Source organism: Amycolatopsis sp. NPDC005003, assembly GCF_053600695.1.
This window is the reverse complement of record NZ_JBSGAI010000018.1, coordinates 60094-81982: the sequence shown is the minus strand read 5'-3', so window position 1 is coordinate 81982 and position 21889 is coordinate 60094. Positions and strand designations below refer to the sequence as shown.

19 protein-coding genes are annotated in these 21889 nt (G+C 74.4%); 12 read left to right on the top strand and 7 right to left on the bottom strand.

The genetic code is table 11. The features are described 5' to 3' along the window. The first annotated feature begins 60 nt into the window (after nt 1-60). The 9 genes from ACWED2_RS21925 to ACWED2_RS21885 all read left to right on the top strand — a co-directional run bounded on the left by ACWED2_RS21925 (nt 61) and on the right by ACWED2_RS21885 (nt 9948). Nucleotides 61-897: a hypothetical protein gene (locus ACWED2_RS21925; RefSeq protein ID WP_449692326.1), complete on the top strand. Its 837-nt coding sequence runs from the start codon at nt 61-63 to the stop codon at nt 895-897. Continuing rightward, complete coding sequence (locus tag ACWED2_RS21920; protein WP_449692325.1) at nt 894-1859, top strand: polysaccharide deacetylase family protein; 966 nt, start codon at nt 894-896, stop codon at nt 1857-1859. The genes ACWED2_RS21925 and ACWED2_RS21920 overlap by 4 nt, the downstream gene beginning before the upstream one ends. Beyond that, nucleotides 1856-3079: an O-antigen ligase family protein gene (locus tag ACWED2_RS21915; RefSeq protein WP_449692324.1), complete on the top strand. Its 1224-nt coding sequence runs from the start codon at nt 1856-1858 to the stop codon at nt 3077-3079. Before ACWED2_RS21920 ends, ACWED2_RS21915 begins: the two co-directional genes overlap by 4 nt. Then, a complete protein-coding gene (locus ACWED2_RS21910) occupies nt 3054-4097 on the top strand; it encodes a glycosyltransferase (protein WP_449692323.1) in 1044 nt (347 codons plus the stop codon). Before ACWED2_RS21915 ends, ACWED2_RS21910 begins: the two co-directional genes overlap by 26 nt. Beyond that, nucleotides 4094-4942: a hypothetical protein gene (locus tag ACWED2_RS21905; protein ID WP_449692322.1), complete on the top strand. Its 849-nt coding sequence runs from the start codon at nt 4094-4096 to the stop codon at nt 4940-4942. The genes ACWED2_RS21910 and ACWED2_RS21905 overlap by 4 nt, the downstream gene beginning before the upstream one ends. Nucleotides 4943-5094: 152 nt before the next feature. After that, nucleotides 5095-6294, top strand: a complete 1200-nt coding sequence (locus tag ACWED2_RS21900) for a glycosyltransferase 87 family protein (protein WP_449692321.1) — start codon at nt 5095-5097, stop codon at nt 6292-6294. Next, nucleotides 6291-7715, top strand: a complete 1425-nt coding sequence (locus ACWED2_RS21895) for an oligosaccharide flippase family protein (RefSeq protein ID WP_449692320.1) — start codon at nt 6291-6293, stop codon at nt 7713-7715. The genes ACWED2_RS21900 and ACWED2_RS21895 overlap by 4 nt, the downstream gene beginning before the upstream one ends. Continuing rightward, the gene (locus ACWED2_RS21890) at nt 7712-8821 is read left to right on the top strand and encodes a glycosyltransferase (protein WP_449692319.1); all 1110 of its coding nucleotides are present in this window, start codon (nt 7712-7714) and stop codon (nt 8819-8821) included. The genes ACWED2_RS21895 and ACWED2_RS21890 overlap by 4 nt, the downstream gene beginning before the upstream one ends. Continuing rightward, nucleotides 8818-9948, top strand: coding sequence for a glycosyltransferase family 4 protein (locus ACWED2_RS21885; RefSeq protein ID WP_449692318.1), 1131 nt, complete (start codon nt 8818-8820; stop codon nt 9946-9948). The genes ACWED2_RS21890 and ACWED2_RS21885 overlap by 4 nt, the downstream gene beginning before the upstream one ends. A gap of 198 nt (nt 9949-10146) precedes the next feature. Here ACWED2_RS21885 and ACWED2_RS21880 read toward each other — a convergent pair whose 3' ends face one another. Beyond that, entirely contained in the window at nt 10147-11535 is a 1389-nt protein-coding gene (locus ACWED2_RS21880; RefSeq protein ID WP_449692317.1) for a putative glycoside hydrolase family 15 protein, read from the bottom strand. Further along, a complete protein-coding gene (locus tag ACWED2_RS21875) occupies nt 11517-12947 on the bottom strand; it encodes an exopolysaccharide biosynthesis polyprenyl glycosylphosphotransferase (protein ID WP_449692316.1) in 1431 nt (476 codons plus the stop codon). The genes ACWED2_RS21880 and ACWED2_RS21875 overlap by 19 nt, the downstream gene beginning before the upstream one ends. A gap of 345 nt (nt 12948-13292) precedes the next feature. Between ACWED2_RS21875 and ACWED2_RS21870 the strand changes: the two genes are divergently transcribed. Both ACWED2_RS21870 and ACWED2_RS21865 read left to right on the top strand, forming a co-directional pair. After that, nucleotides 13293-14102, top strand: coding sequence for a glycosyltransferase (locus tag ACWED2_RS21870; RefSeq protein WP_449692315.1), 810 nt, complete (start codon nt 13293-13295; stop codon nt 14100-14102). A 4-nt stretch (nt 14103-14106) separates the two neighbouring features. Continuing rightward, entirely contained in the window at nt 14107-15414 is a 1308-nt protein-coding gene (locus ACWED2_RS21865) for an NAD(P)/FAD-dependent oxidoreductase (protein WP_449692314.1), read from the top strand. On the opposite strand, the gene wecB is transcribed toward ACWED2_RS21865, so the two are convergent. Continuing rightward, the gene (gene wecB / locus ACWED2_RS21860; RefSeq protein ID WP_449692313.1) at nt 15387-16559 is read right to left on the bottom strand and encodes a non-hydrolyzing UDP-N-acetylglucosamine 2-epimerase; all 1173 of its coding nucleotides are present in this window, start codon (nt 16557-16559) and stop codon (nt 15387-15389) included. The genes ACWED2_RS21865 and wecB overlap by 28 nt on opposite strands. A 162-nt stretch (nt 16560-16721) precedes the next feature. On the opposite strand from wecB, the gene ACWED2_RS21855 reads away from it, so the two are divergent. Then, the gene (locus tag ACWED2_RS21855; RefSeq protein ID WP_449692312.1) at nt 16722-17663 is read left to right on the top strand and encodes a lysyl oxidase family protein; all 942 of its coding nucleotides are present in this window, start codon (nt 16722-16724) and stop codon (nt 17661-17663) included. 104 nt (nt 17664-17767) lie between these two features. Here the strand turns inward: ACWED2_RS21855 and ACWED2_RS21850 are convergent, their stop codons facing one another. From ACWED2_RS21850 to ACWED2_RS21835, 4 genes are all read right to left on the bottom strand, one after another. Next, a complete protein-coding gene (locus ACWED2_RS21850; protein WP_449692311.1) occupies nt 17768-18697 on the bottom strand; it encodes an anti-sigma factor RsbA family regulatory protein in 930 nt (309 codons plus the stop codon). Nucleotides 18698-18770: 73 nt separating this feature from the next. Further along, nucleotides 18771-19619: an MEDS domain-containing protein gene (locus ACWED2_RS21845; protein ID WP_449692310.1), complete on the bottom strand. Its 849-nt coding sequence runs from the start codon at nt 19617-19619 to the stop codon at nt 18771-18773. A gap of 9 nt (nt 19620-19628) precedes the next feature. Next, nucleotides 19629-20033 (bottom strand): VOC family protein, encoded by a 405-nt coding sequence (locus ACWED2_RS21840; protein WP_449692309.1) that lies wholly within the window; start codon nt 20031-20033, stop codon nt 19629-19631. A 37-nt stretch (nt 20034-20070) separates the two neighbouring features. Further along, the gene (locus ACWED2_RS21835) at nt 20071-21885 is read right to left on the bottom strand and encodes a rhamnogalacturonan lyase (protein ID WP_449692308.1); all 1815 of its coding nucleotides are present in this window, start codon (nt 21883-21885) and stop codon (nt 20071-20073) included. Between the last annotated feature and the right edge of the window lie 4 nt (nt 21886-21889).

The window sequence follows — 21889 nt, the reverse complement described above, 5'->3', positions numbered from 1 at the left end:
CCGCGTTCCTACGCTTTGCCGAGTCACCCGGGACGCGGTGCGGGACGTGAGGAGTGGTTCGTGGTGGATTACGCGGTGCTCGTGGCGTCCGCGGTGCTCTACGCGGTGGGGATCGTCGCGCAGAGCGTCGCCGCGCGAAGGGCAGGCAACCGGCCGGGTGCGGGCCTGGGCCTGCTGGCCCGGCTCGCCGCCGATCGCCTGTACCTGCTGGGGTTCGCCGGCCAGGTGGGCGGGTTCGCGCTCGCGTTCTTCGCGCGCGCTTCCCTGCCGCTGTACCTGGTGCAGGCCGCGTCGTCGTCGGCCATCGGGCTGGCGACCGCGTTCGGCGTCGCCGTCCTCGGCTGGCGGATCCGCACCGGGGAGGCGATGACGCTGGTGCTGCTGGCTTCCGGGCTGGTCGTGCTCGCCGGGTCCTCGTCGGCCTCGGTCGCCACGGACCTCCCACCGGCCGGGGTCGCCGTGCTGGCGGTCGTCGTGCTCGGCACCGGGCTGGCCATGATCCCCGCCGGCCGGGCGGGGACGTTCCTGCCGGCCGCGGTCCTGTCCGGGGTCGCGTTCGCCGTCGTGGCGGTCGCGAGCCGGACCCTCGCGCACCTCGATCTCGCTGCCCTGCCGGGAAATCCGCTGACCTGGCTGATGCTGGCGGCCGCGGTGCTCGGTCAGGCGTCGATGGCGGCGGCCCTGCAGCGCGGGCCCGCGGCCGCGGTCGTGGCCACCGCCGACGCGACCACGATCGTGCTGGCGTCGGTCACCGGCATCGCCGCTCTCGGCGACCACGTCGTCGCCGGGAAGGGGGCCTGGGTCGCCACCGGCCTCGCGGTCGTCGTGTGCGGTGTCCTGCTGCTGGGCGTGCAGTCGCGCGCCACCGCGCCCGCCCTCGCCGGGGAAGCCGCGTGACCCCGCGGCCGCTCGCGAGCGTCTCGGTCGACCTCGACAACCTGTGGGCCTACCTCAAGACCCACGGCGACCCCGGCTGGCGCGACCGGCCCAGTTTCCTGCCGTCCGCGGTGCCGCGGCTGCTGGAGATCCTCGGCGAGCAGGGCCTGACCACGACGGTCTTCGTGGTGGGCGCCGACGTCGTCCGCGAAGACGGCGCCAAGGCGGTCGCCGAGATCGCCGCGGCCGGGCACGAAGTGGCCAACCACTCCTTCGGCCACGAACCCTGGCTGCACCGCTACTCCCGCGAGCGCCTGGAAGACGAGCTGAGCCGCACCGAAGAAGCGATCACCGCCGCGGGCGCACCCCGGCCGAGCGGGTTCCGGGGCCCCGGCTACAGCGTCACGCGCGACCTGGTCGAGCTGCTCGCCGAACGCGGCTACGCCTACGACGCCAGCACGCTGCCGACGTGGATCGGCCCGCTGGCCCGTCGGTACCACAACCGCACGGCGCAGACCCAGGACCAAGGGCTCGATGAGCTGTTCGGCGGCGTCTCGCGGGTGCTGGCGCCGGTGCACGCCTATCGCTGGCAGACGTGCGTGGGCCGCACCCTGGTCGAGCTCCCGGTGACGACGATGCCGCTGCTGCGCACGCCGATCCACGGTTCGTACCTCCTGCAGCTGCACGCGATCTCGCCGCGGCTGGCCCGGGCGTACTTCCGGACGGCGTTGCGGCTCTGCCTCGCCCGCGGGGTGTCCCCTTCGCTGCTGCTGCACCCCACCGACGTTCTCGGCGCCGCGGACGCGCCCGGGATGGAGTTCTTCCCCGGGATGGCGGCCACGGGCGAGCGGAAGGTGGCCTGGCTCGGCTGGGTGCTTTCCGCGCTGCGGGAGCACTTCGACGTCGTCGGCACCGGGGAGTACGTCCGCCGGACGACCGTGCGGCGCACCCGGCCGGTGACCAGGTTGGACGCCGGCAGATGACGCTCCTCGTCAGGCCTTCCCGGCGCGAGAGCCGCGAGACCGCCCTGCTGCGGGCCCTCGCCTGCGCGACCGTCGCCTTGGCGCCGGTCGAGGGCTACCTGACGACCGTGCAGAGCCAGCTCGGCAAGGTCGCGCCCGCGCTGCTCACCGTGGCCTGGCTCGCCGTGCGGATCCGGCGGCGGCAACCACCCCGCCCCACCCCGCTGCACGCCGTCCTCGCGCTCCTCGCCGTCGTGCTTACGGCGACCGCGTCCGTGCACGCGGCGGGCGGGTTCACCGCCGAATACACCCTGCGCTGGCTGCCGTTCCTGGTGGTCACCGCGGTGCTCGCGGACGTCGCGAGCCGGGAGGTCCCGATCCGGTGGCTGCTGCTCGCCGCCGCCGCGGGCGCCACCGTCGCCGGGGCGGGCGCCCTCTACAGCCTGGTCGCCGAGGGCGAAGCCCGCGCCAGCGGCCCGCAGCCGGACCCGAACGACCTGGCCTACTTCCTCGTCGCCGCCGTCCCGCTGCTCGCGGCGCTGCACCGCCGGGGCCGGGGGCTCGTCCTGACGGTCGCGGGCATCGTCCTGGTGGCCGGCGCGACGGCGACGTTCTCGCGCGGCGGCGGGCTCGGCCTGACCGCCGCGGTCGGCTGGCTGCTGCTGCGCCGGGTGCTGCCGTGGCGGGTGCTCGCCGCCGCGGCGGTGGCGGTCGCCGGGCTGGGGTTGGGGGCGCTGCTGTTCGCCGGGCCGCAGCTGGACCGGGCCCTGCAGGAGAAGAGCTTCATCGCCGCGTCCAATGTGGACACGCGGGAGCTGCGCTGGCAGGCGGCGGCCCGGATGCTGACCGCGCACCCGGTGCTCGGCGTCGGCCCCGGCGGGTTCCGCGAGCACTACGCCGCCGAGTCGCACAACGCCGAGGTCGACGAGCAGACCCCGGTGGCGCACAACATGTACCTCGAGGTCGCCGCGGAACTCGGCCTGCCCGGGTTCGCGCTGTTCGCCGGGGTGCTCGGCACCGCCGCGGTGGCGAGCGAGCGGACGGTCCGGCTGGCCGGTGCCGGGCCGCGGCGGACGGAAGCGGTCGCGATCCAGGCGGCCCTGCTCGCCGTGCTGGTCACCTCCACGTTCCTGTCCGAGCAGTACTACCTGCCGTTGTGGTCGCTGGCCGCGCTCGCCGTCGCGACCGAAGCCCGAGAAGGAGAGGGAAGCGCCGATGCGGGTGCTGCACGTGATCAGTGAGCTGGGGGCGGGCGGGGCGGAGACGCTCGTGGCCGGCATGGTGGCCCGCGGTGAGGAGTACGGCTGGGTGTCCGCCGTCGCCAGCGGCGGGGGCTTCCGCGCCGACGCGCTGGCCGCGGCCGGCACGCCGGCGTTCCCCGTGCCGCTCGCCCGCCGCAGCAAGGCGGGCGTGCTGAAGGCCGCCTGGGCGACCCGCCGGGCGGTTTCGCGGTTCCGGCCCGACGTCGTGCTGGCCCACAACGTCGGCGCGAGCCTGGTGGCGCGCCTTGCCGGGCGGCGGCCGATCACCGTCTTCCACGGCGTCGCCGACGAGGACTACCCCGCCGCGGCCCGGATCCTGCGCCGCACGTCCGCTCGGGTCGTCGCGGTCTCCACCGCGACCGCGGACCGGCTGACGGCGGCGGGGCTCGAGCGTCCGGTGGTGATCCCCAACGCCGTGTTCCCCGGCCCGCCGGTGTTCGGCCGCGCGGAGATCCGCGCCTCACTGGGAGTTCCGGAGCGGACGCCGGTCGCGCTCTGCCTGGCCCGGCTCGAACCGCAGAAGCGGCACGACGTGCTGCTCGACGCCTGGGCCGCGGTCGACGGCGACGCCGTGCTGTGGCTGGCCGGCGACGGCAGCCGGCGCGGCGAGCTCGAGCGCCGCGCGCAGGCGCTGGGCCGCCGCGTGGAGTTCCTCGGCACCCGCACGGACGTCCCGGACCTGCTCGCCGCGGCCGACGTCACGGTGCTGACCAGCGACTGGGAAGGCCTGCCGCTGGCGGTGCTGGAGTCGATGGCGGCCGGCCGGCCGGTGGTCGCGACGGACGTCGGCGGAATCGGCGGGGTGCTCTCCGGCGGCGGCGGGATCGTGGTGCCGCCCGCCGACCCGGCCGCCACGGCCGCCGCGCTGAGCACGCTGCTGTTCGACCCGGCGGCCCGGGAAACCGCGGCCGCCGAGGGGATCCGGGCCGTCGAACGCGACTACGACCCGCACGCGCTCATGAAGTCCTACGACGAACTGCTCCGAGGTGCCCGATGAAATCTGTTGTCCGGATCGTCGCGGTCGCGCTGGTGGCCGGAGCGCTCGTGCTGCTCGTCGGCCTGACGCGCGGCGAGGAGTACCAGGGCCGGGTGAGCCTGCTCGCCGGGCCCGCCGCGGCGGACGGTGCCCCGTACGGCGAGGTCGTGTCGCTGGCCTTGCCCGCGCTGGTCGAGCTGGCCCGCAGCCCGTCGGTGCTGCAGGCCGCGGCGCCGGTTTCGGGGTACTCCCCCGACGAGCTGGCCGGGCACGTCTCGGTCGAGCTGGTCCCGGCCTCCGGCCTCGCCCGGCTGTCGGTGCGCGCGCCGTCGGCGGACCGGGCGGGCGCGACGGCGACGGCGCTGGGCAAGGCGATGATCGACGCGGACCTCCTCGCGCCGGCCGGGAAGCTGCGGACGCTGGACCCGCGGCCGGAAATCGTCACCGTGGCGCCGGACGTTCCCCTGGTGACCGGGCTGGCGCTGGTCGCCGCGATCGCGGCCGGGCTGGCGACGGCGGCCCTGCGCCGGTTGACGCCGGGTGGTGCGGGACCGGGCCCGGTGCGCCGGGCGCTGGCCGCGGCGGGGGTGCACCGCCCGGTGGCGGTCCTGCGGGAGGAGGACCCGTCGGCGGCGGACCGGCTGGCGGTGCTGTGCCGCGCGGCCGGACGCCCGGCGCGCGTGCTGCCGGTGACACCGGAGCTGACCGAGGCGGCGGCCAAGCTGGCGGCGGGATTGCCGGAGGAGCACGGTGAAGGCGCCTCGGTGGTGGCCGTGACGACGGCGGGGCGCCACCAGGCCGAGCTGACGGCGGCCGTGGGCGTGCTGCCGGGGGACGCCGTGCTGGTGGCGGTGGTGCTGGCATGAGCTCCAGACACCGCACGGCACGCGGCCACGCTGAACGGGCCACCCCGGCTGGCGGCGGTGGTGCTGGCATTGTTTCGAGACAGAACGCCGCCTCCGCCGCCACTGAGCACCCCACCGGCCCCGGTCGGCGGCCCGCCCTCCTCGCCCGCGGCATGTCCCCGAAGCAGCGTCTCGTCCTGCTCCTCGCGACCCTCGCCGGCGCCGTGAGCGCCTGGCACGCCACTGCCCCTTCGTGGCGAGTCCCGCTCCCCACCCCCGCCGTCGCCGGGGAAGAGCGGCTGCAGGACTTCCGGGACGCCCTCTACTTCCCCATCCGCGAATTCTTCGCCGGCGGCAACCCCTACGACCCCGCCGCGATGTTCGCGCACTGGCCGGTGCGCCAGGACTTCAACCTCTACCAGCCCTACCACCTGCTGCTGCACGCGCCGTTCGCACTGCCCGGCTACCGCGTCGGCGCCGTCGCGTTCACCCTCTTCTCCCTGCTGCTGCTCGTGGCGCTCGCCGCGTTGACCGCGCACGCCGTCCGGCGGTACGTCCCAGTCCCCTTCGCCGTCACCACCGCCGTCGTCGCGGCGCTGCTCGTGACCAGCCAGGTCGGGAAGGCACAGCTCTACGTCGGCCAGATCAACCCGCTGATCGCGCTCGGCGCGGCCGGCGCCCTGCTCGCCCGGCGCGACCGGCCCGGCTGGGCGGCCGCCGCCCTCGCGCTCGCCTGGCTCAAGCCCCAGTACGGCTTCCCGCTGGCCGTCCTGCTGTTCGCCCGCGGCTCGCGGCGGGTCGCCCTGCTCGGCACCGCCATCGCCGCGGCCGCGAGCCTGCCGGTGGTCGTCCTGCTCGTGGTGCGCGGTGGCGGCATCGGGCCGTTCCTCGACGTGATCGTCGCGAACCTGGACCACGCCCGCGGCACCGCCTACGGCGCGGTGGATTCCGTGACGGCCCAACGCATCGACGTCGCCGCGGTGCTCTTCCGCGTCACCGGCTGGACGCCCTCCGAGCTGGTGGTGCTGGCCGCTGTGCTCGTCGCGAGCGCGCTGCTCGTCCGGAAGACGAACGAGCCCGTCGCCGACCTGCTGACCGTGCTCGCCGTCGTGGTCTGTGTGGTGCACCAGCCCGGCGACGTGCTGATCGCCGTCCCGGCAATGGCCGTGGTGGCCGCGCTTCGGTGGCGCAGCCGGAGCTGGGACGCGGCCGGACTGGCCGTCCTCGCACTCGCCGTCCCCTTCGCGCATCTGTACCTGGTGGACTCCGCACTGGTTTCGGGGTTCGGGTCGCGGACGGCGGTCACCGTGGACGGCGTGGCCGTGGTCGCCGCGTGGGTCCTTGCGGTGGTCGCCGCGAGGAGGGCCGCGTGACGGCCACGCTCGGGACCCGTGCGGTCCGCGGCTCGCTGTGGCTGGGCGTGGTCAACCTCGTCAGCAAGAGCAGCCAGATGCTGGTCACGCTGGTGCTGGCCGCCCTCCTCACGGAGGGACAGCTCGGCGCCGTCGCGCTCGCGGTGGCGCTGGTGAACCTCGGCCAGGTCGTCCAGTCGATCGGGGTCTACGACGTCATCGGCCGCACCGAACGCGACCCGCGCCGGACGGCGGGCACGGTGCTGACGCTGAGCGTCGGCGCGGGGACCGTGCTGGCCGTCGCGCTGGTGGCCGCGGCCGGCCCGCTCACGGCGTTGCTCGGCACGCCGGACGCCGCGGGGCTGGTCCGGCTGGCCGCGCTCGGCCTGCCGTTCTCGGCGGCGGGCGGCGTGCAGATGGGCCTGATGCACCGCGAGCTCGACTTCCGGCGACGGCTGCTGCCCGACGGCGGGAGCGCGGTGCTGGGCGCGGCGCTGACGGTCGTGCTCGCCGCGTGCGGCGCCGGGCCGCTGTCACTGGTGCTCGGGCTCCTGGCCACGGCGGTGACGCAACCACTGCTCGGCGCACTGGCCCGCGGCGGCGTCCGGCCGTGCTGGGACACCGCGGCGGCGCGCGAAGTGCTCGGCTGGGTGGCCGTGGTCGGGCCGGCCGCGGTCGTCGGCGCGCTGCTGGTCAACCTGGACTACTTCGCGGTGGGGCACGTGCTCGGGCCGGACGCGGTCGGCGTCTACTCGCTGGCGTACCGGCTCGCCTGGGTGCCGTACATCATGGTGGCGGTCGTGCTCGGCGCGGTGGCCTTCCCGGTGTTCACCCGGCTGCGACGCGAAGGGGCGCCGCTCGGCGGGGCGGTCACCCGGTTCACCCGCGCGGTCCTCGTGGTGACCGGCGGCCTGTACCTCGCGCTCGCCGTGCTCGCCGGCCACGTCGTGCTGCTGGGCGAACGGTGGGCGGGCGCGGCCGGCCCACTGGTGCTGCTGGCCGGGTACGGCGTGGGGATCTGCCTGCTGCAGATCTGGTACCAGGCGGTGAAGGCGACCGGGCACGTCCGGCGGTACCTGGCGCTCGAGACGACGCACCTGGTGCTGCTCGCGGTGGGTCTGGTGGTGCTGACGCACGCCGGGATCGGGGCGGTTGCGGCCGGGCAGCTCACGGCCGCGTGGCTGGTGGTGCCGGTCGCGTGGCGGGTGCTGGCCGGGCTGGGTGTGGCGCCGCCGGTGGCCGAGCTGGGCGGGATGTTCTTGCGGGTGACGCTGGCTTGCGTGGCGGGCGCGGTGCCCGCGGTGGTGCTCGGGCGGTGGGTCGGGGATTCGCTGCCGGGGGTGGCCGCCGAAGCCGCGGTCCTCGTCGCCGGCTACGCGGGGGCGACACTGCTGCTGCAGCGGAGTGCGCTCGCCGAGCTGCGCCGGGGAGGCCTCCGGTGAAGCTCGTGCACGTCACCCAGCCGGTCACCGCGGGTGTCGCCGCGGTCGTGCTGGAACTCGCGATCGCCCAACGCGACCGCGGGTGGTCCGTAACCATCGCCTGCCCGCCGTCCGGCTGGCTCCCCGACCGCGCGCGCGAGCACGGAATCGACTTGCGCGGCTGGTCCGCCGGCCGCTCGCCCGGCCCCGGCTCGCTCGCCGAAGCACTGCGGCTGCGGCGGCTCCTGACCGACCTCGATCCCGACGTCGTCCACCTCCACAGCTCCAAGGCCGGCCTCGCCGGGCGGCTGGCCGTGCGCGGGCGCCGCCCCACCGTGTTCCAGCCGCACCTCTGGTCCTTCGAGACCGCGAGCGGGCCCCTGCGCCGCGCGTCCGCCGCGTGGGAGCGCTTCGCGTCGCGGTGGACCGACCTCGTCGTGTGCGTGAGCGACGACGAACTGGCCGCCGGCCGGGCCGCCGGGGTGACCGCCGAGGCGGACGTCGTCTGCAACGGCGTCGACACCACCCGGTTCGTGCCCGGCGACCGGACGGCGGCGCGGCGACGGCTCGGGCTGCCCGAACACGCACCCATCGCCGTCTGCCTCGGCCGGCTCGCCGAGCTCAAGGGCCAGGACCAGCTGCTGTCGGCCTGGCCGGCCGTGCTGCGGCAGCTGCCGGGCGCGCAGCTCGCCTTCGCCGGCGACGGGCCCATGGGACCGGTCTGGCGCGAGCGGCACCCGGTGGCGGGGCACGCGTCCGTGCGCTGGGCGGGCCACACCGACGAGCCCGCGGCCTGGTACACCGCCGCGGACGTCGTCGTCCTCCCCTCGCGCGCCGAAGGCATGGCGCTGGTGCCGCTGGAAGCGATGGCGTGCGCGCGGCCGGTCGTCGCGTTCGACGTCGGCGGGATGCGCCAAAGCGTGGCCGACGCGGGCGCGGTGCTGCCGGCCGGTGACGTCGGCCTGCTCTCCCGGGCCGTCGCCGCGCGCCTCGCCGACCCCGGGCTGGCCCGGCGTGAAGGCGAACGTGGCCGCCGCCGCGTGGAACTGTCCTTCGACCGGGCCCGGATGACCGACCAGATCGCCACCCTCGTCGACAAACTCACCCCGTCGGAGCGTCTCCCGTGACCCGCATCGCCTATCTGCTCACCCAGGACCGCGGCGGCCCGGTGGACGTCACCGTCCGGCTGGCCGCGACGCTGGCCGCCGACGGCCACGACGTCCGCGTCTTCGGGCCGGTGCCCGCGCGGGGAGCCGCGCTGCTGGACGGCCTCCACGAGGAACTGGCGGTGTCCGACAAGGAAGACCTCGCGGCGGCGGCCCGGGCGCGGGCGGCGATCCGGGCGTGGCGGCCCGACGTCGTGCACGCGCAGGACCGGCGCGCGGGCCTGGCGATCGCGGGCCTGCGGTTCGCCCGCGGCCCCCGGCCGGCACTGGTCCAGACCTACCACGGCGTGCCCGACGACGTCGCGGAGCCGTGGTTCCGTGGTGCGCGCGGGGCGGCCGGGCCCTCGGCGTACACGCGGACGGTGCTGGCCGCGGACGCCGTCGTCGCCCGCGTCCTGGACCGGACGGTCGTGCCGGCGTCGGTGATGGGGGCCTTCCTTCGGCGTCGCCTGCGGGTACCGGCCGGGCGGCTGGTGCACGTCGACAACTGCGTCGCCGCCGCCTCGCCGTCCCCGCCGCGGGGCCCGGTGCGGCACCTGGTCTTCGCGGGCCTTCTGGTGGAGCGCAAGGGGGTGCTCGACCTGCTGGCCGCGTTGTCCGTGCCGGGGGTGCTGCCCGCCGACGCGCGGCTGACGGTGGTCGGCGACGGCCCGGAGCGCGCGGCGGCGGAGCGGGCCGCGCGGCAGCCACCGCTGGCGGGGCGCGTGACGTTCCTCGGCTTCCGGCCGGACGTCCCCGCCCTGCTCGCCGCGGCCGACGCACTGGTCCTGCCGTCCACAATGGAGCAGCAGCCGCTGGTGGTGGCCGAGGCGATGGCCGCGGGCAAACCGGTGCTGGCGACGGCCACCGGCGGCGTCCCGGCCATGCTCGACGTCCCGGGCGGCCCGGAGTTCCTGGCCCCGCCGGGCGACGTCCCGGCCCTGGCCTCGCGGCTACGCGCGCTGTTCGCGGAACCGGACCCGGCCCGGCTGGGCCGGCTCCTCGCCGAGCGCGCCCACGCCCGCTACCGCCCGGAGGCCTGCGCCCGCCGTCACCTGGACCTCTACGACCAGCTGACCGGATCGTGTCGACCCGCCAATCACAGGTGATGCCCCTCCAATCACGGGTGATGCCCCACCGGTCGCCGGAACTCGCGTGATCCGGGCCGGAACTCGCGTGATCCGGGCCGGAACTCGCGTGATCGAAGGCGGAACTCGCGTGTCTGGAAAGGCATCTCGCGTGATTGGCGAGGTATCTCGCGTGATTGGGAGGGCATCTCGCGTGATTGGGGGGTCGACACGGGGTGGTTAGCTGGCCCAGAGGCGGCCGATGCGGAACCCGTCGCGGGTGATTCGCCAGGTTCCCTGCCTCACGAGCTGCTGCGGGTCCACCAGGACGACCGCGTCCGCGGCTTCGAGGGTGAGCGGGGCCGGGGTGGGGGTGGTCGTGGGGGAAGACGGGGTGGTGGTGCGGGTCGAGGGGGGCGTGGAAGTCCGGGTGGGGGTGGGTGACGGGGGTGCGCCGGGCTTGACCAGGCCGTCCGGGGCGACCACTGTCTGGGTGGCCGCCGTCGGGTTGACCGCGACCCAGCCGTGGCTGAACGTGCGGGTCCAGACGCCGTTGGCCAGCCGGCTGGCCGCGTCGACCGCCTCGCCCAGCCCGGAATCCTGCAGCGTGGACCACTCCGGGTCGCGGTAGTCGTCGGTGGTCGCGCGGGTCCAGCAGGTGCGGGGCCCCGCGAGCAGGGCCGCGCTCGCGTAGCCGGAACGCTCTTCACGCGCGTTGTGCGTCCGCGTCACCAGCAGCAGCAGGGATTCGCCGAGTGCGGCCTGCGCGCGCAGCTCCTGGAACTCGTTGCCGCGGAAGGTCAGCAGGCCGCCGGTGCCGCCGTTCTCGCGGAACCCGAAGTTCTCCTCCATCGCGCCGCCGAAGCGGGAGTGCGCGGTCCAGCGACCCGGCACCAGGTGCGTCTCGGACACGTTGGGCACCAGGAGCTTGTTCGCGTTCGCCAGGGCGTCGCCCGCCTTGGCCAGGAACGCGTCCAGGCCGTCGCGGAGCTTGCGGTCGGTCTCCGCGACGTTCGCCGTGCCCGCGAGCACCGCGGGCGAATAGTGGCTCAGCGAGTTGAAGTCGTTGTCCGCCAGCACGCCGTCCCAGCCCTCGCGCTTCACTTCGGCGACGACGGCGTCGGTCCAGGTCTGCTGGTAGTCCGGGTTCCACACCGTCATCTGCCAGTGCCGCGGATACCCCTGCCACTCGATCCGCCGGCCCTGGACGTCGAGGGCGAACCAGTCCGGGTGGTGGTCCTGCGCCGCGACGTAACCGATGCCGCTCGGCAGGAACACCGCGTCCTGGCCGCCGTCGACCGCGCCCGGGTAGTTGCGCGTGCTCGACAGGTCCTTGTACACCAGCACCTTCACCCGCGGGTTGAGCTGGTGCAGGCGCCGCATCGCCGCGCCCTGGTCGGCGTTGAGCACGACGACCTGGTAGCGCTTGGCCGCCAGCTCGATCTCCCGCGACGTCGGCGGCTGGCCGATCCCGTACCACCACGCGCAGGGGGCGAGCGGCTTCGGCGGCGGCGCCGCGATCTCCTGCGCCGAGCTGGCGACGCAGCCGGCCAAGCAGCTCGCGAGCAGCACGACGGTGGCCGTCCAGGACGCCGCCGGGCGACGGCGCATCAGCGTTGCCTTCGGCACAGCAGTTCTCCCACCGTGAGGATGATGATCTTGACGTCGAGCCACAACGACCAGTTCGCGATGTAGTAGTTGTCGTAGCGCGCGCGGTCCGCGATCGAGGTGTCCCCGCGCAGGCCGTGCACCTGCGCCAGCCCGGTCAGCCCGGTCGGCACCCGGTGCCGGGCCCAGTACAGGTCGTGGACGGCGGAGAACTCGTGCACGAACACCGGCCGCTCCGGGCGCGGGCCGACCAGCGACATGTCGCCGCGCACGACGTTCCACAGCTGCGGCAGTTCGTCCAAAGAGGACCGGCGCAGGAAGCGGCCGACCGGGCCGACCCGGTGGTCGCCGGCGACCGACCAGCGCGTCTGCGAATCGTCGACGGCGGCCTGCCGCACGCTGCGCAGCTTGAAGAGCACGAACGTGCCGCCGTCCATGCCGACCCGCACCTGCCGGAAGAAGACCGGGAACCCGCTCTCCACCGCGACCGCGAGCGCGCAGACCGCGATCACCGGCGCGAGGACGACGAGCGCGGCCGCGGCCAGCGCCGTCTCGACGGCGCGCTTGACCCACCAGCTCGGCCGCCGGGTCGGCGCGCCGCCCAGCCACACCAGCGGGTAGCTGCGGAGCCGGTCGACGCCGGGCCCGTCCGGGCAGAGCTCGAACAGGTGCGGCAGCACCAGGGTGACGCACCCGAGGCGGTGCGCGGTGATGGCGGCGTCGACGATCGCGCCGTCGCGATCGTCGGCGGGGGCGAGGACCACCGTGCCCGCGCGCAGCCGGGCGATGGCCCCGGTGAGGTCGCCGTCGATCCGCTCGACCGGCAGGCCGGACGGCACCGGCTCCGGCCCGGACGCCGCGACGCCGACCGGCAGCAGCCCGAACTCGGGGTGCTCCAGCATGGTGCGGACGAGTTCGCCGCCGATCCGGCCGGACCCGACGACCACGGCCCGGTCGCAGCGGCGCAGCCGGCGCCGCCCCCAGCGGCCGAACGCGAAGACCGCCGGGCGGGCGGCTTCGCTGAGCACGGCGAAGCAGAGCACGACTTCCTGCATCCGGGCCGTGTCGTCGCCGTCCATCCCGGCCACCAGGCCGAACCCGGTGACGAGCCCGAACGCCAGCGCGGTGGCGGTGACCGAACGCGGGAGGTCCTGCAGCCAGGAGAGCCAGAGGCGGCGGCGGTGGACGCGGCCGGCCACCCGGGCTCCCGCGAGGGCCGCGGCGGTCACCGCCGCGCACGCCGGGCCGGGCCCGGTCCGCAGCACCGCCGCCAGCCAGGCGGCACCGTCGACGGCGACGAGCAGCACCGCCACGGCGTTGACGCGGGCGAGCAGCGGGCGGCCCCGGACGGCGCCGGACGGCCGGTCGCCCGGCCGGACGCGGCGCTGGGCCGGCACCGCTTCGGTGACGACCGTGTCTCTGAGTTCAGTCACCGGTCTCGACCTCTACTTGACATGAGGGTTCCATTCTCGCTTTCTTCACGACTCAGCCATTCGAGGCAACACCGGCACGATCGAGTGAATTTTTCCGAGAAGCCTCGGAAATGCACTCGATCGGGGTGACCCCCAGACCCGATCCGGTGATTTCTGGAAACACCAAGTAGTTCTGATGACGCGCATCCTTCCGAGGGACTTCCGGGGCCACTAAAGAAACCACACAACATAGCCGAATAGGACTCGACGGCCCCACCAAACCCGATTCCGGACGGGTGACGGGCAAAAGACGAGGACAACCAGACGAGGGGAACCGTGGCGCGCGAAGAGACCACCCTGGCCACAATGTCCACACTGTATGAAGCCAAACCGTCCGAACCGGAGCGCAGTGCGGGCCGGACCGGCGGGCGGGCGCACGTCGTGCTGCCCGCGTTCAACGAAGAAGCGTCCCTGCCGCCGCTGCTGCGCCGGCTCGCCGACGTGGCCCGCACCGAGCAGATCACCGTCTGGGTCGTCGACGACGGCTCCGCCGACGCCACGATCGCCGTGGCCGAATCCGGCTACGGCGGGCTCGACGTCCGCGTCGTGCGGCACCTGGTGAACCTCGGGCTCGGCCGCGCGGTGCAGTCCGGGCTCCGGGCGGCGCTGGAAGAGGCGAGCCCCGACGACGTCGTCGTCGTGATGGACGCCGACGACACGCACGACCCGGCGCTGATCCGCACGCTGCAGGCGGAGATCACCGCCGGCGCCGACGTCGCCATCTGCTCCCGGTTCGTCCCGGGCGGCGACGACCGGACCGCGCCGTTCGGGCGGCGGCTGCTTTCCCGCGGCGCGGCACAGCTGTTCCACCGCGCCCTCGACGTCGACGGCGTCCGGGACTTCACCAGCGGCTACCGCGCCTACCGGGCGTCGCTGCTGGCGCGCGCCTCCGCGCACTGGGGCGAGCGGCTCATCGAGGAGCAGGGCTTCGCCTGCATGGTGGAGCTGCTGCTCAAGCTCCGCCACTGCCGCCCGGTGATCACCGAGGTCCCGCTGGCCCTGCGGTACGACCGCAAGCAGGGCCCCAGCAAGCTGAAGCTGCGGCGGACCGTCGTCCAATACCTGAAACTGCTCGTCCGCGACCGGCTGAGCCCGGCGCCCTACCGGAAGCTGTGACCCGGTGACCCCTCCCGACTCCGCGCACGTCGCCGTCATCGGCGGCGGCATCTGCGGCCTCGCCGCCGCCCACCGCCTCGCCCGCCGCGGCACCCGCGTGACCCTGCTGGAAAGCAGCGACCAGCTCGGCGGCCTCGGCACGTTCTTCGCCGACGGCGACCGGTGGGTCGAGCGCTTCTACCACTGCATCATGCCGTCCGACGCGAGCCTGCTGGCGCTGCTGGGCGAGCTGGGCCTGCGGGACGCGGTGCAGTGGCGCGAAACGACGATGGGGATGGTCGTCGACGGCCGCCACCACCCGTTCAACTCCCCCCTCGACCTGCTGCGCTTCTCGCCGCTGCGGCTGCCCGACCGCGTGCGCTTCGGCGTGGTTTCGCTGCTGCTGCGCCGGCTGGGGAAGGGCCGCGACCTCGACACCCTCCGCACCGAGGACTGGCTGCGCGGGCTCTACGGGGACGTCGTCTGGGAAACGCTCTTCGCGCCGATGTTCGGCTCGAAGTTCGGGACGGCCTTCGGCGACGTTCCCGCGCTGTACCTGTGGCAGCGGCTGGGCCGCGAGCGCAACGTCGCCACCCGCGGCTACCCGGACGGCGGCTACAAGACGATCATCGACGCACTGCGGGCATCGATCGAGCGGGCCGGCGGCGTCGTGCGCACCTCGACGCCGGTCCGGCGGCTGCACAGCACGGGCGGCCGCTCGGTCCTCACCCTGACCGGCGGCGAGGTCCTGGACGCCGACCAGGTCGTCTCCACGGTGCCGCTGCCCCTGCTGCGGCGCATCGCCGACGACGCGCTCGCCACCCGGCTGCCCCGGGTGGAGCTGCCCTACCAGGGCGTGGTCACCGGCGTTTTCTTCCTCCGGCAGCCGGTCACCGAGCACTACTGGACACCGGTGCTGCGTTCGGGCACCGAGTTCGACGGGGTCGTCGCGATGTCCGCGCTCGCCGGCACCTGCGACGGCCGCCACCTCGTGTACGTCATGCGCTACACGGACCGCGACTCGCAGCTCTACCTCGACGACGACGCCGCGATCGCGGCCCGCTGGTCGGCCCAGCTGCGCGGGCTGTACCCGGAACTCGGCGCGGACGACGTCGAAGAGGTGCGGGTGTTCAAGGCACCCTTCGTCGAACCGGTGTACCCGCTGGGCTACCTGGCCGCGCGGCCGCCGGTGACCGTGGACGGCACCGGCCTCCTGCTGGCCACCACCGCCCACGTCTACCCGGACGTCACGAGCTGGAACTCGAGCGTCCGGCTGGCGAACGACGTGGTGAGCCTGGTGGCGGATCAGCCCGCGGTCGCACCGGCCCGCTGATCGAGGAGCGCACCCAGCGCCGTCGCGATCCGGGCGGAGGCGGATCCGTCGCCGTACGGTGACGGCAGGGTGCGGAGGCGGTCGCGGTGGGCGGCCACGTCGTCGAGCCAGCGGGCGACCTCCGTGCCGATCGACGGGCCCGGGAGCACCCGCGTCCCGAACGTGCCCGCGATCTCGGGGCGCTCGGTGCTGCGCCGGACCACCACCACCGGTCGCTTGAGGACACTCGCTTCCTCTTGGATGCCACCGGAATCCGACACGAGCACCGCCGCCTCCGCGGCCAGCGCCAGGAAGGCCGGGTACGCCTGGGGCTCCAGCTCGACCAGCGGGTCGAGCAGGTGCCGCAGGCCGGACCGCTCGATGCTCTTCGCCGTGCGGGGGTGCAGCGGGAACACCACCGGCAGCGGCAGGCGGCCCAGCTCGCGCAGGATCACCGCCAGCCGCCCGGGGTCGTCGACGTTCTCCGGGCGGTGGATCGTCGCCAGCACGAACCGGTCGCGCTCCAGCCCGCGGGCCGCCAGCACCGCCCGCCGGTCTTCGGCGGCCGGGAGCGCGGCCTGCAGCGCTTCGACCACGGTGTTGCCGGTGACGGCGATCCGTTCGGACGGCACGTTCTCCGACAGGAGGTTGGTGCGGTTGAGCTCGGTCGGCGCGCAGCACAGGTCGGCGAGGTGGTCGATCAGCACGCGGTTGTGCTCCTCGGGCATCGCCCGGTCGTGGCTGCGCAGCCCGGCTTCGACGTGCACCAGCGGCAGGTCGTGCGCGTTGGCGGCGAGCGCGCCGGCGAGCGCGGACGTCGTGTCGCCCTGGACGACCACCACCCGGCCCGGCCGGTCCGCCAGCACCTCGTCGACCGCGCTGACCGTCCGGCCGAGCTGACCGCCGCGGCGGCCGGCGCCGACGCCGAGTTCGTGGAACCGGTCGGACGGCGGCAGGTCCGCGCGGATGCGCGCGTACAGCGACCGGTCGTAGTGCTGTCCCGTGTAGACGACCGCGCACCCGTCGCCGAACACCCGCATCAGCGGGGCGAGCTTGATCAGCTCCGGCCGCGTGCCGCAGACCAGCGTGATCCCGCCCGTTCCGGCGGCTCGCACCGCCGGGGAACTCCCGGTGGCGTCACGGAAATCTGCGGTGGTCGTCGACATGCGGTGCGGTCCTTTCGGGCGATGAGTTCGCCGCACGCTACTCACCGGAACCGCACAAACGGCGGAGACTCAGTCGATCGTGTGACGCCGCGGTGTCGCACCGGGGAATTGCGGACACCCTAGAATGACCCCGATCGGAATACCGGACAGGACGGCCCGCTGTTGCTCAAGAAATTCGCGGTTCTGGCGCTCGCGGCGCTCGCGGCCACCGTTTCCGCCTCCGCTCCCCGTGCCGACGCGGCGCCGAACCTCCTGCTCCCCGACCTCCGCCAGGCCCCGCCGGGATGCGCCGGCGGCAGTTCCGGCGAACTCCCGCTGTGCACGGCCTGGGACGTCTGCCCGGTGGTCGACCCGGCCGCGCCCAACGGCCGCTGCGTCGCGCCTTCGGCGGCGAAGGCCGTCCGGTTGCGGTTCACCAGTGCGGAAGAGAACGTCGGCGACGGGCCGCTGCTGCTGTACGGCCGCCGCGACAGCACGAAGCAGGAGACCATGACGGTCCGGCAGGCGCTGCGCAACGGCACGGACGGCTCGATCCCGGGCGGTTACGCGGCGGCGCAGCGCGAAACCGGGGCTTTCACGTACTACGAGCCCGCGCTCGCCCACCAGCACTGGCACCTGATGAACTTCGAGCACTTCGCGCTGGTTTCCCGGCAGGGCAGGACGGTGGTCACCGACCGCAAGAACGGCTTCTGCCTCGGCGACCGGTTCCGGGTGCACGACGCCGGCCGGTTGCGGAACCTCCCGGGCGACACGGGCGCGGACGCCGACCTCGCCGAAACCCTGCGCGGCAACATGTGCCGCCACCACGAACCCACCGCGCTCGAGGTGCTGGAGGGCATTTCGGTCGGCGCCGGCGACGACTACAAGTACGGCGTGGACTTCCAGTGGCTGGACATCACCGGGGTCCCGACCGGGACGTACGACCTGGTGAACACGGTGAACGCGGACCGGACGCTGCTGGAAACGAACTACGGCAACAATTCTTCGGCGGTGGCGCTGTCGATTTCGTGGCCGCAGGGGATGCCGGAGCCGGACGAGAAGGTGCCGGCCGCGCCGATCGTCAAGCTGCTGCGGAGTTGCCCGGGACAGCCCCGCTGCGCCTGAACGGCTCGCGGCTCGCGGCTCGCGGCTCGCGGCTCGCGGCTACGACGATCGCGGGCCGGTGCGGCGCAGGCAAGCGATCCCGGCCGCCCCAGGAACTCCCCGCGTCACCATGGGCGGCCCGCCGTCAGGCGGGCGGTGAAGCCGGTGTCGTCGCGGTGCAGGGTCACCTCGCTGCAGATCTGGTGCGCGATCCACAACCCCCGGCCACCGATGCTGCGGTCCGCCGGGAGCAACCCGGCGAACGGGTCGGCCGGGCCGGGCCCCGCGTCGTGCACCGAGACCACCATCTGGCCCGCGTCCGCCCAGATCCGCACCCGGACCGGCGGGCGGCCGTGGCGGAGCGCGTTGTCCACGATCTCGCTCACCGCCAGCACGAGGTCGTCGACCTCGGCCGCCGCCAGGTCCACCGGTGCGGTGGCCAGCACCGCCCGGCGCGCGTCCGAAGGCCGGGGATCCGCCAGCTCGGCGCGCGGTGCCGTGCTCTCGATCGGCAGCGGCGTCATCGGCCGCGGGTCGGTCAGGAACGACAGCGGGTCGACGTAGCCGGTGTTCGGGTGGTGCCCACCGGGGGTGGCGACGAAGGGGTGCGTGCGGGCCACGTCGTCGAGGACGTGCCGCGGCGTCGTGCCGGTGTCGTAGGCGCACATGCTGCGCAGCGGGAACTCGCCGTAGGCGTGGTTGACCGCCGACTCGTAGCGGGCCCACCAGTCCCAGGACGTGTCGATCGCGGCCTGCGGGATTTCGCCGAAGATGCGGATCCCGGCCGCGCCACCGGCGACGAACCCGGCCAGCAGCTCGCGGTAGGACTTGATCGCGGCGGCGGGCCGCGCGTACAGGTCACCGGTGGACAGGTAGTCCACCCGCGCGGACGGCGGCAGGGCGTCGCGCACCAGCTCGGCGCGTTCCGGCTCCAGCGACACCAGCGTCGGCTCGCCGGCGGCCAGCCCGCCTTCCAGGAACGGCACGGCGACGGCGAGCAGCTCGTCGTGGCCGCGGTAGTGGACGGCGGCGTGGTCGTAACCCGCGGCGCTCATGCGCACACCTCGCTGACGCTCGGTGCGCCCTGAGCGGGAAGCGCAGTGTCGGATGATTCGCTCGCAAGCTCGCTCATGCGGCCCGCTCCACGCGCACCCCGGCCAGGTCCAGCAGCTCGACCAGCCGGGCCGGGGTGGACAGCTTCGTCCGCAGGACCACCGTGGTGGCGTGCCGCTCGGCGTAGCCGGCCAGCGCGACCAGGCTCCGGTGGTCGACGAAACCCAGCCCGGCGGCGTCGATGGCGACCGTGCCTCCCTCCGCCCGCAGGCCGGCGCGCTCCAGCGCCAGCGGCCAGAGCCGGCGGGACTCCACGTCCAGCTCCCCGTCGAGCGCCGCGGCGCTGCCGTCCCGCGCGTGACCGTGCAGGTGGAACGGGGCCCCGCCCTCGTGGGCGGTGGGGTGCATGCACGCGAGCTGCGCGACGACGTCGCCGCCGAGCTCGGCCAGGTCGTAGCCGCACATCGCCGACATCGGGTGGCCGGCCATGTAGTGGTCCACCAGGTGCTCGTAGCGGGCGAAGGCGTCCACCTGAGCCGGCGTGCGCACCAGCGACGTCGCGTCGGCCGCGACGCGCAACCCGGTGAACCCGGCCGCCAGTGCTTCGGACGTCGCCGCGGCGTAACGCTCGACCTGGCCGGCCGGATCGACGACGGCGTCCGTGGCGTAGGTCGCGTCGACCGAAGCGACCTGGACCGCCCCGCGGTCCAGGCCCTCGTCGCACCGCTCGTCCGCCCGCAGCTGCCCGGTGAGCGCGGCCTCGTCACCCGGGGCGACGTACAGCACCCGCTCGCCGGCCGCCAGGCCCTCGGCCAAGAACTCCTGCGCGTGGGCCACGAAGTCTCCGCGCCGCCGGTAGCCCCGGCACACGTGGTCGCGGGCCGGCGAAAACGGTCCGCGCTCCCGCGAGGTCGGCTTCAGCACGGATCGAGACTACGCCGCCGGACCGGCTCCCGGCCGCCCCGCCCGCGCGCCGGGGTCGCGGACCTCCTCCGCCGGTTTGACGCAGACGCAGAACAGGTTGTCCTCCGGGTCGGCCAGGACGACCCAGTCGTCGGCCGGGTCGTCGTCGACGTGGCGCACGAACCGCGCGCCCAGGCCGATCAGCCGGTCGACCTCCTGCCGCTGGTCGTCGGCGTAGAGATCCAGGTGCATCTGGTCGCGCCTCGGCACCGGCGTCGAGGACCGCTGCAGCGACAGGTTGACGTACCGGCCGCGCAGCAGGCGGAAATCGTCGTCCTCGGACGTCGGCTCGAGGCCCAGCGCCGCGCTCCAGAAGCGGGTCATGGTGTCGAGGTCGGTGCAGTTGATCACCGTGCTGCCGAGCCTGATCGCCATGGCCGCCTCCCGTCTCGTGGTGCCGGCCGGTTACCCGTCACCCCGCCAGCGCGAAACCCGGGTGCGGTGGCTGGTTGTAGGCCGTGTTCTGCCAGGCCACGGCCTCGCGGTACGCCCGGTCCTGCATCAGCGACACGTGCGAGATGCTCGTCGGGTCCGTGGTGGAGTGGATCCGCAGCGCCCGGTTGTCCGAGGTCGGCCAGACGACCTCCTCGCGCCAGTCGCCGAACAGGTCGGCCTGCAGCGACGGCGTGTTCTTCGTGCCGTTGTTCGCGTGCACACCGGACGCCGTGAGCAGCCGGGTGTCACCGCCGGTGCCGTACTTGTCGATGTGCGTGCCGTCCAGCAGCTCGCGCTGGGCGTCGCCGTCCCACCAGATGACGAAGTTCGCCGACGACGGCTTGCGCCCGATGTTCTGGCCGCCGGTGTTCAGCAGCCCGGACACCGCGGACGACCACGATTCGGCGCCGGGGCTGCCGGCGTAGATGTCGTCCGAGACGCCGCGCCCGTTGTCGCAGTTGCAGGAGGCGTTCTGCCAGATGATCTGCCCGGTCCTCGCGTCGGCCATCCAGGCGGCGGGCTTGGACTTGTCCTCGTCCACCTTGAACTCTTCCAGCCCGGGCCGGGCCGGGATCAGGTCGCCGACGTGCATGGCGTCGCCGTGCCCCAGCCGCGTGTTCCACAGTGGACTGCCGTTGTCGTCGATCGCCATGGCGCCGAAGACGATCTCGTCGCGGCCGTCGCCGTCGGCGTCCGCGATGGCCAGCTGGTGGTTGCCCTGGCCGGTGTACTGCGCGCCGGCCGAGTTGGAGTCGAACTTCCACCGCTCGGTGAGCGCGCCGCCGCGGAAGTCCCAGGCCGCGATCACCGTGCGCGTGTAGTAGCCGCGGCTCATGATCAGGCTCGGCCGGGCGCCGTCCAGGTAGGCCGTCCCGGCCAGGAACCGGTCCACCCGGTTGCCGTAGCTGTCACCCCAGGAGGACACCGTGCCGCGCGGCGGGTCGTAGTTCACCGTGGCCACCGCGGCACCGGTCTGCCCGTTGAACATCGTCAGGAACTCGGGGCCGGACAGGACGTACCCGCTCGAGTTGCGGTAGTCGGCGCTCGCGCTGCCGATCACCTGGCCGGTGCCGGACCGGGTGCCGTCCGCGGTCTTCATCGCGACCTCGGCCCTGCCGTCGCCGTCGTAGTCGAAGACCTGGAACTGCGTGTAGTGCGCGCCGGCCCGGATGTTGCGGCCCAGGTCGATCCGCCAGAGGCGGGTGCCGTCGAGCCGGTAGGCGTCGACGTAGACGTTGCCGGTGTAGCCGGACTGCGAGTTGTCCTTGGCGTTGGTGGGATCCCACTTCAGCACGAGTTCGTACTGGCCGTCGCCGTCCAGGTCACCCGCGCCGGCATCGTTCGCGGTGTAGGTGTAGCTCTCCCCGGCCGGGGTGGTGCCCCCGGCCGGCGGCTGGATCGGCACGTCCCGGGTGTTCGCGGCGGCGCCGCTGGTCAGGGCCAGCGAGTCCGCCTCGGCGAAGGCGGACACCCGCTCGACCCCGCCGGCCACCGCGCGCACGGTGTACCGGGCCCCCGCGGGCGCACCCGCGTCCACGAAGCTCGTCGGCCCGCTGACCGGGTTCGCGGTCACCCTGGTGCCGTCGCGGTAGACGTTGAACGCCACCCCGGCCGGGTCGTCGGCGAGCAGCCGCCAGCCGACCGTGTTGCCCTGTGCCGCGTGGACGCTGATCACCCCGCGGTTCAGCTTGTCGATCTGCGGCACGACCGCGCCGGCGGCCGGGGCGGGCACCAGCCCCGCCGCCACCACGCCCGCGGCGGCCAGCACGAGCCGCCTGCCGAAGTCACGCATGACT

Coding starts and splice junctions, on each gene's coding strand:
- ACWED2_RS21905 (WP_449692322.1), top strand. CDS start 4,094: ATGAAATCTGTTGTCCGGATCGTCGCGGTCGCGCTGGTGGCCGGAGCG.
- wecB (WP_449692313.1), bottom strand. CDS start 16,559: ATGTCGACGACCACCGCAGATTTCCGTGACGCCACCGGGAGTTCCCCG.
- ACWED2_RS21850 (WP_449692311.1), bottom strand. CDS start 18,697: ATGAGCGCCGCGGGTTACGACCACGCCGCCGTCCACTACCGCGGCCAC.
- ACWED2_RS21870 (WP_449692315.1), top strand. CDS start 13,293: ATGTCCACACTGTATGAAGCCAAACCGTCCGAACCGGAGCGCAGTGCG.
- ACWED2_RS21835 (WP_449692308.1), bottom strand. CDS start 21,885: ATGCGTGACTTCGGCAGGCGGCTCGTGCTGGCCGCCGCGGGCGTGGTG.
- ACWED2_RS21840 (WP_449692309.1), bottom strand. CDS start 20,033: ATGGCGATCAGGCTCGGCAGCACGGTGATCAACTGCACCGACCTCGAC.
- ACWED2_RS21910 (WP_449692323.1), top strand. CDS start 3,054: ATGCGGGTGCTGCACGTGATCAGTGAGCTGGGGGCGGGCGGGGCGGAG.
- ACWED2_RS21900 (WP_449692321.1), top strand. CDS start 5,095: ATGTCCCCGAAGCAGCGTCTCGTCCTGCTCCTCGCGACCCTCGCCGGC.
- ACWED2_RS21915 (WP_449692324.1), top strand. CDS start 1,856: ATGACGCTCCTCGTCAGGCCTTCCCGGCGCGAGAGCCGCGAGACCGCC.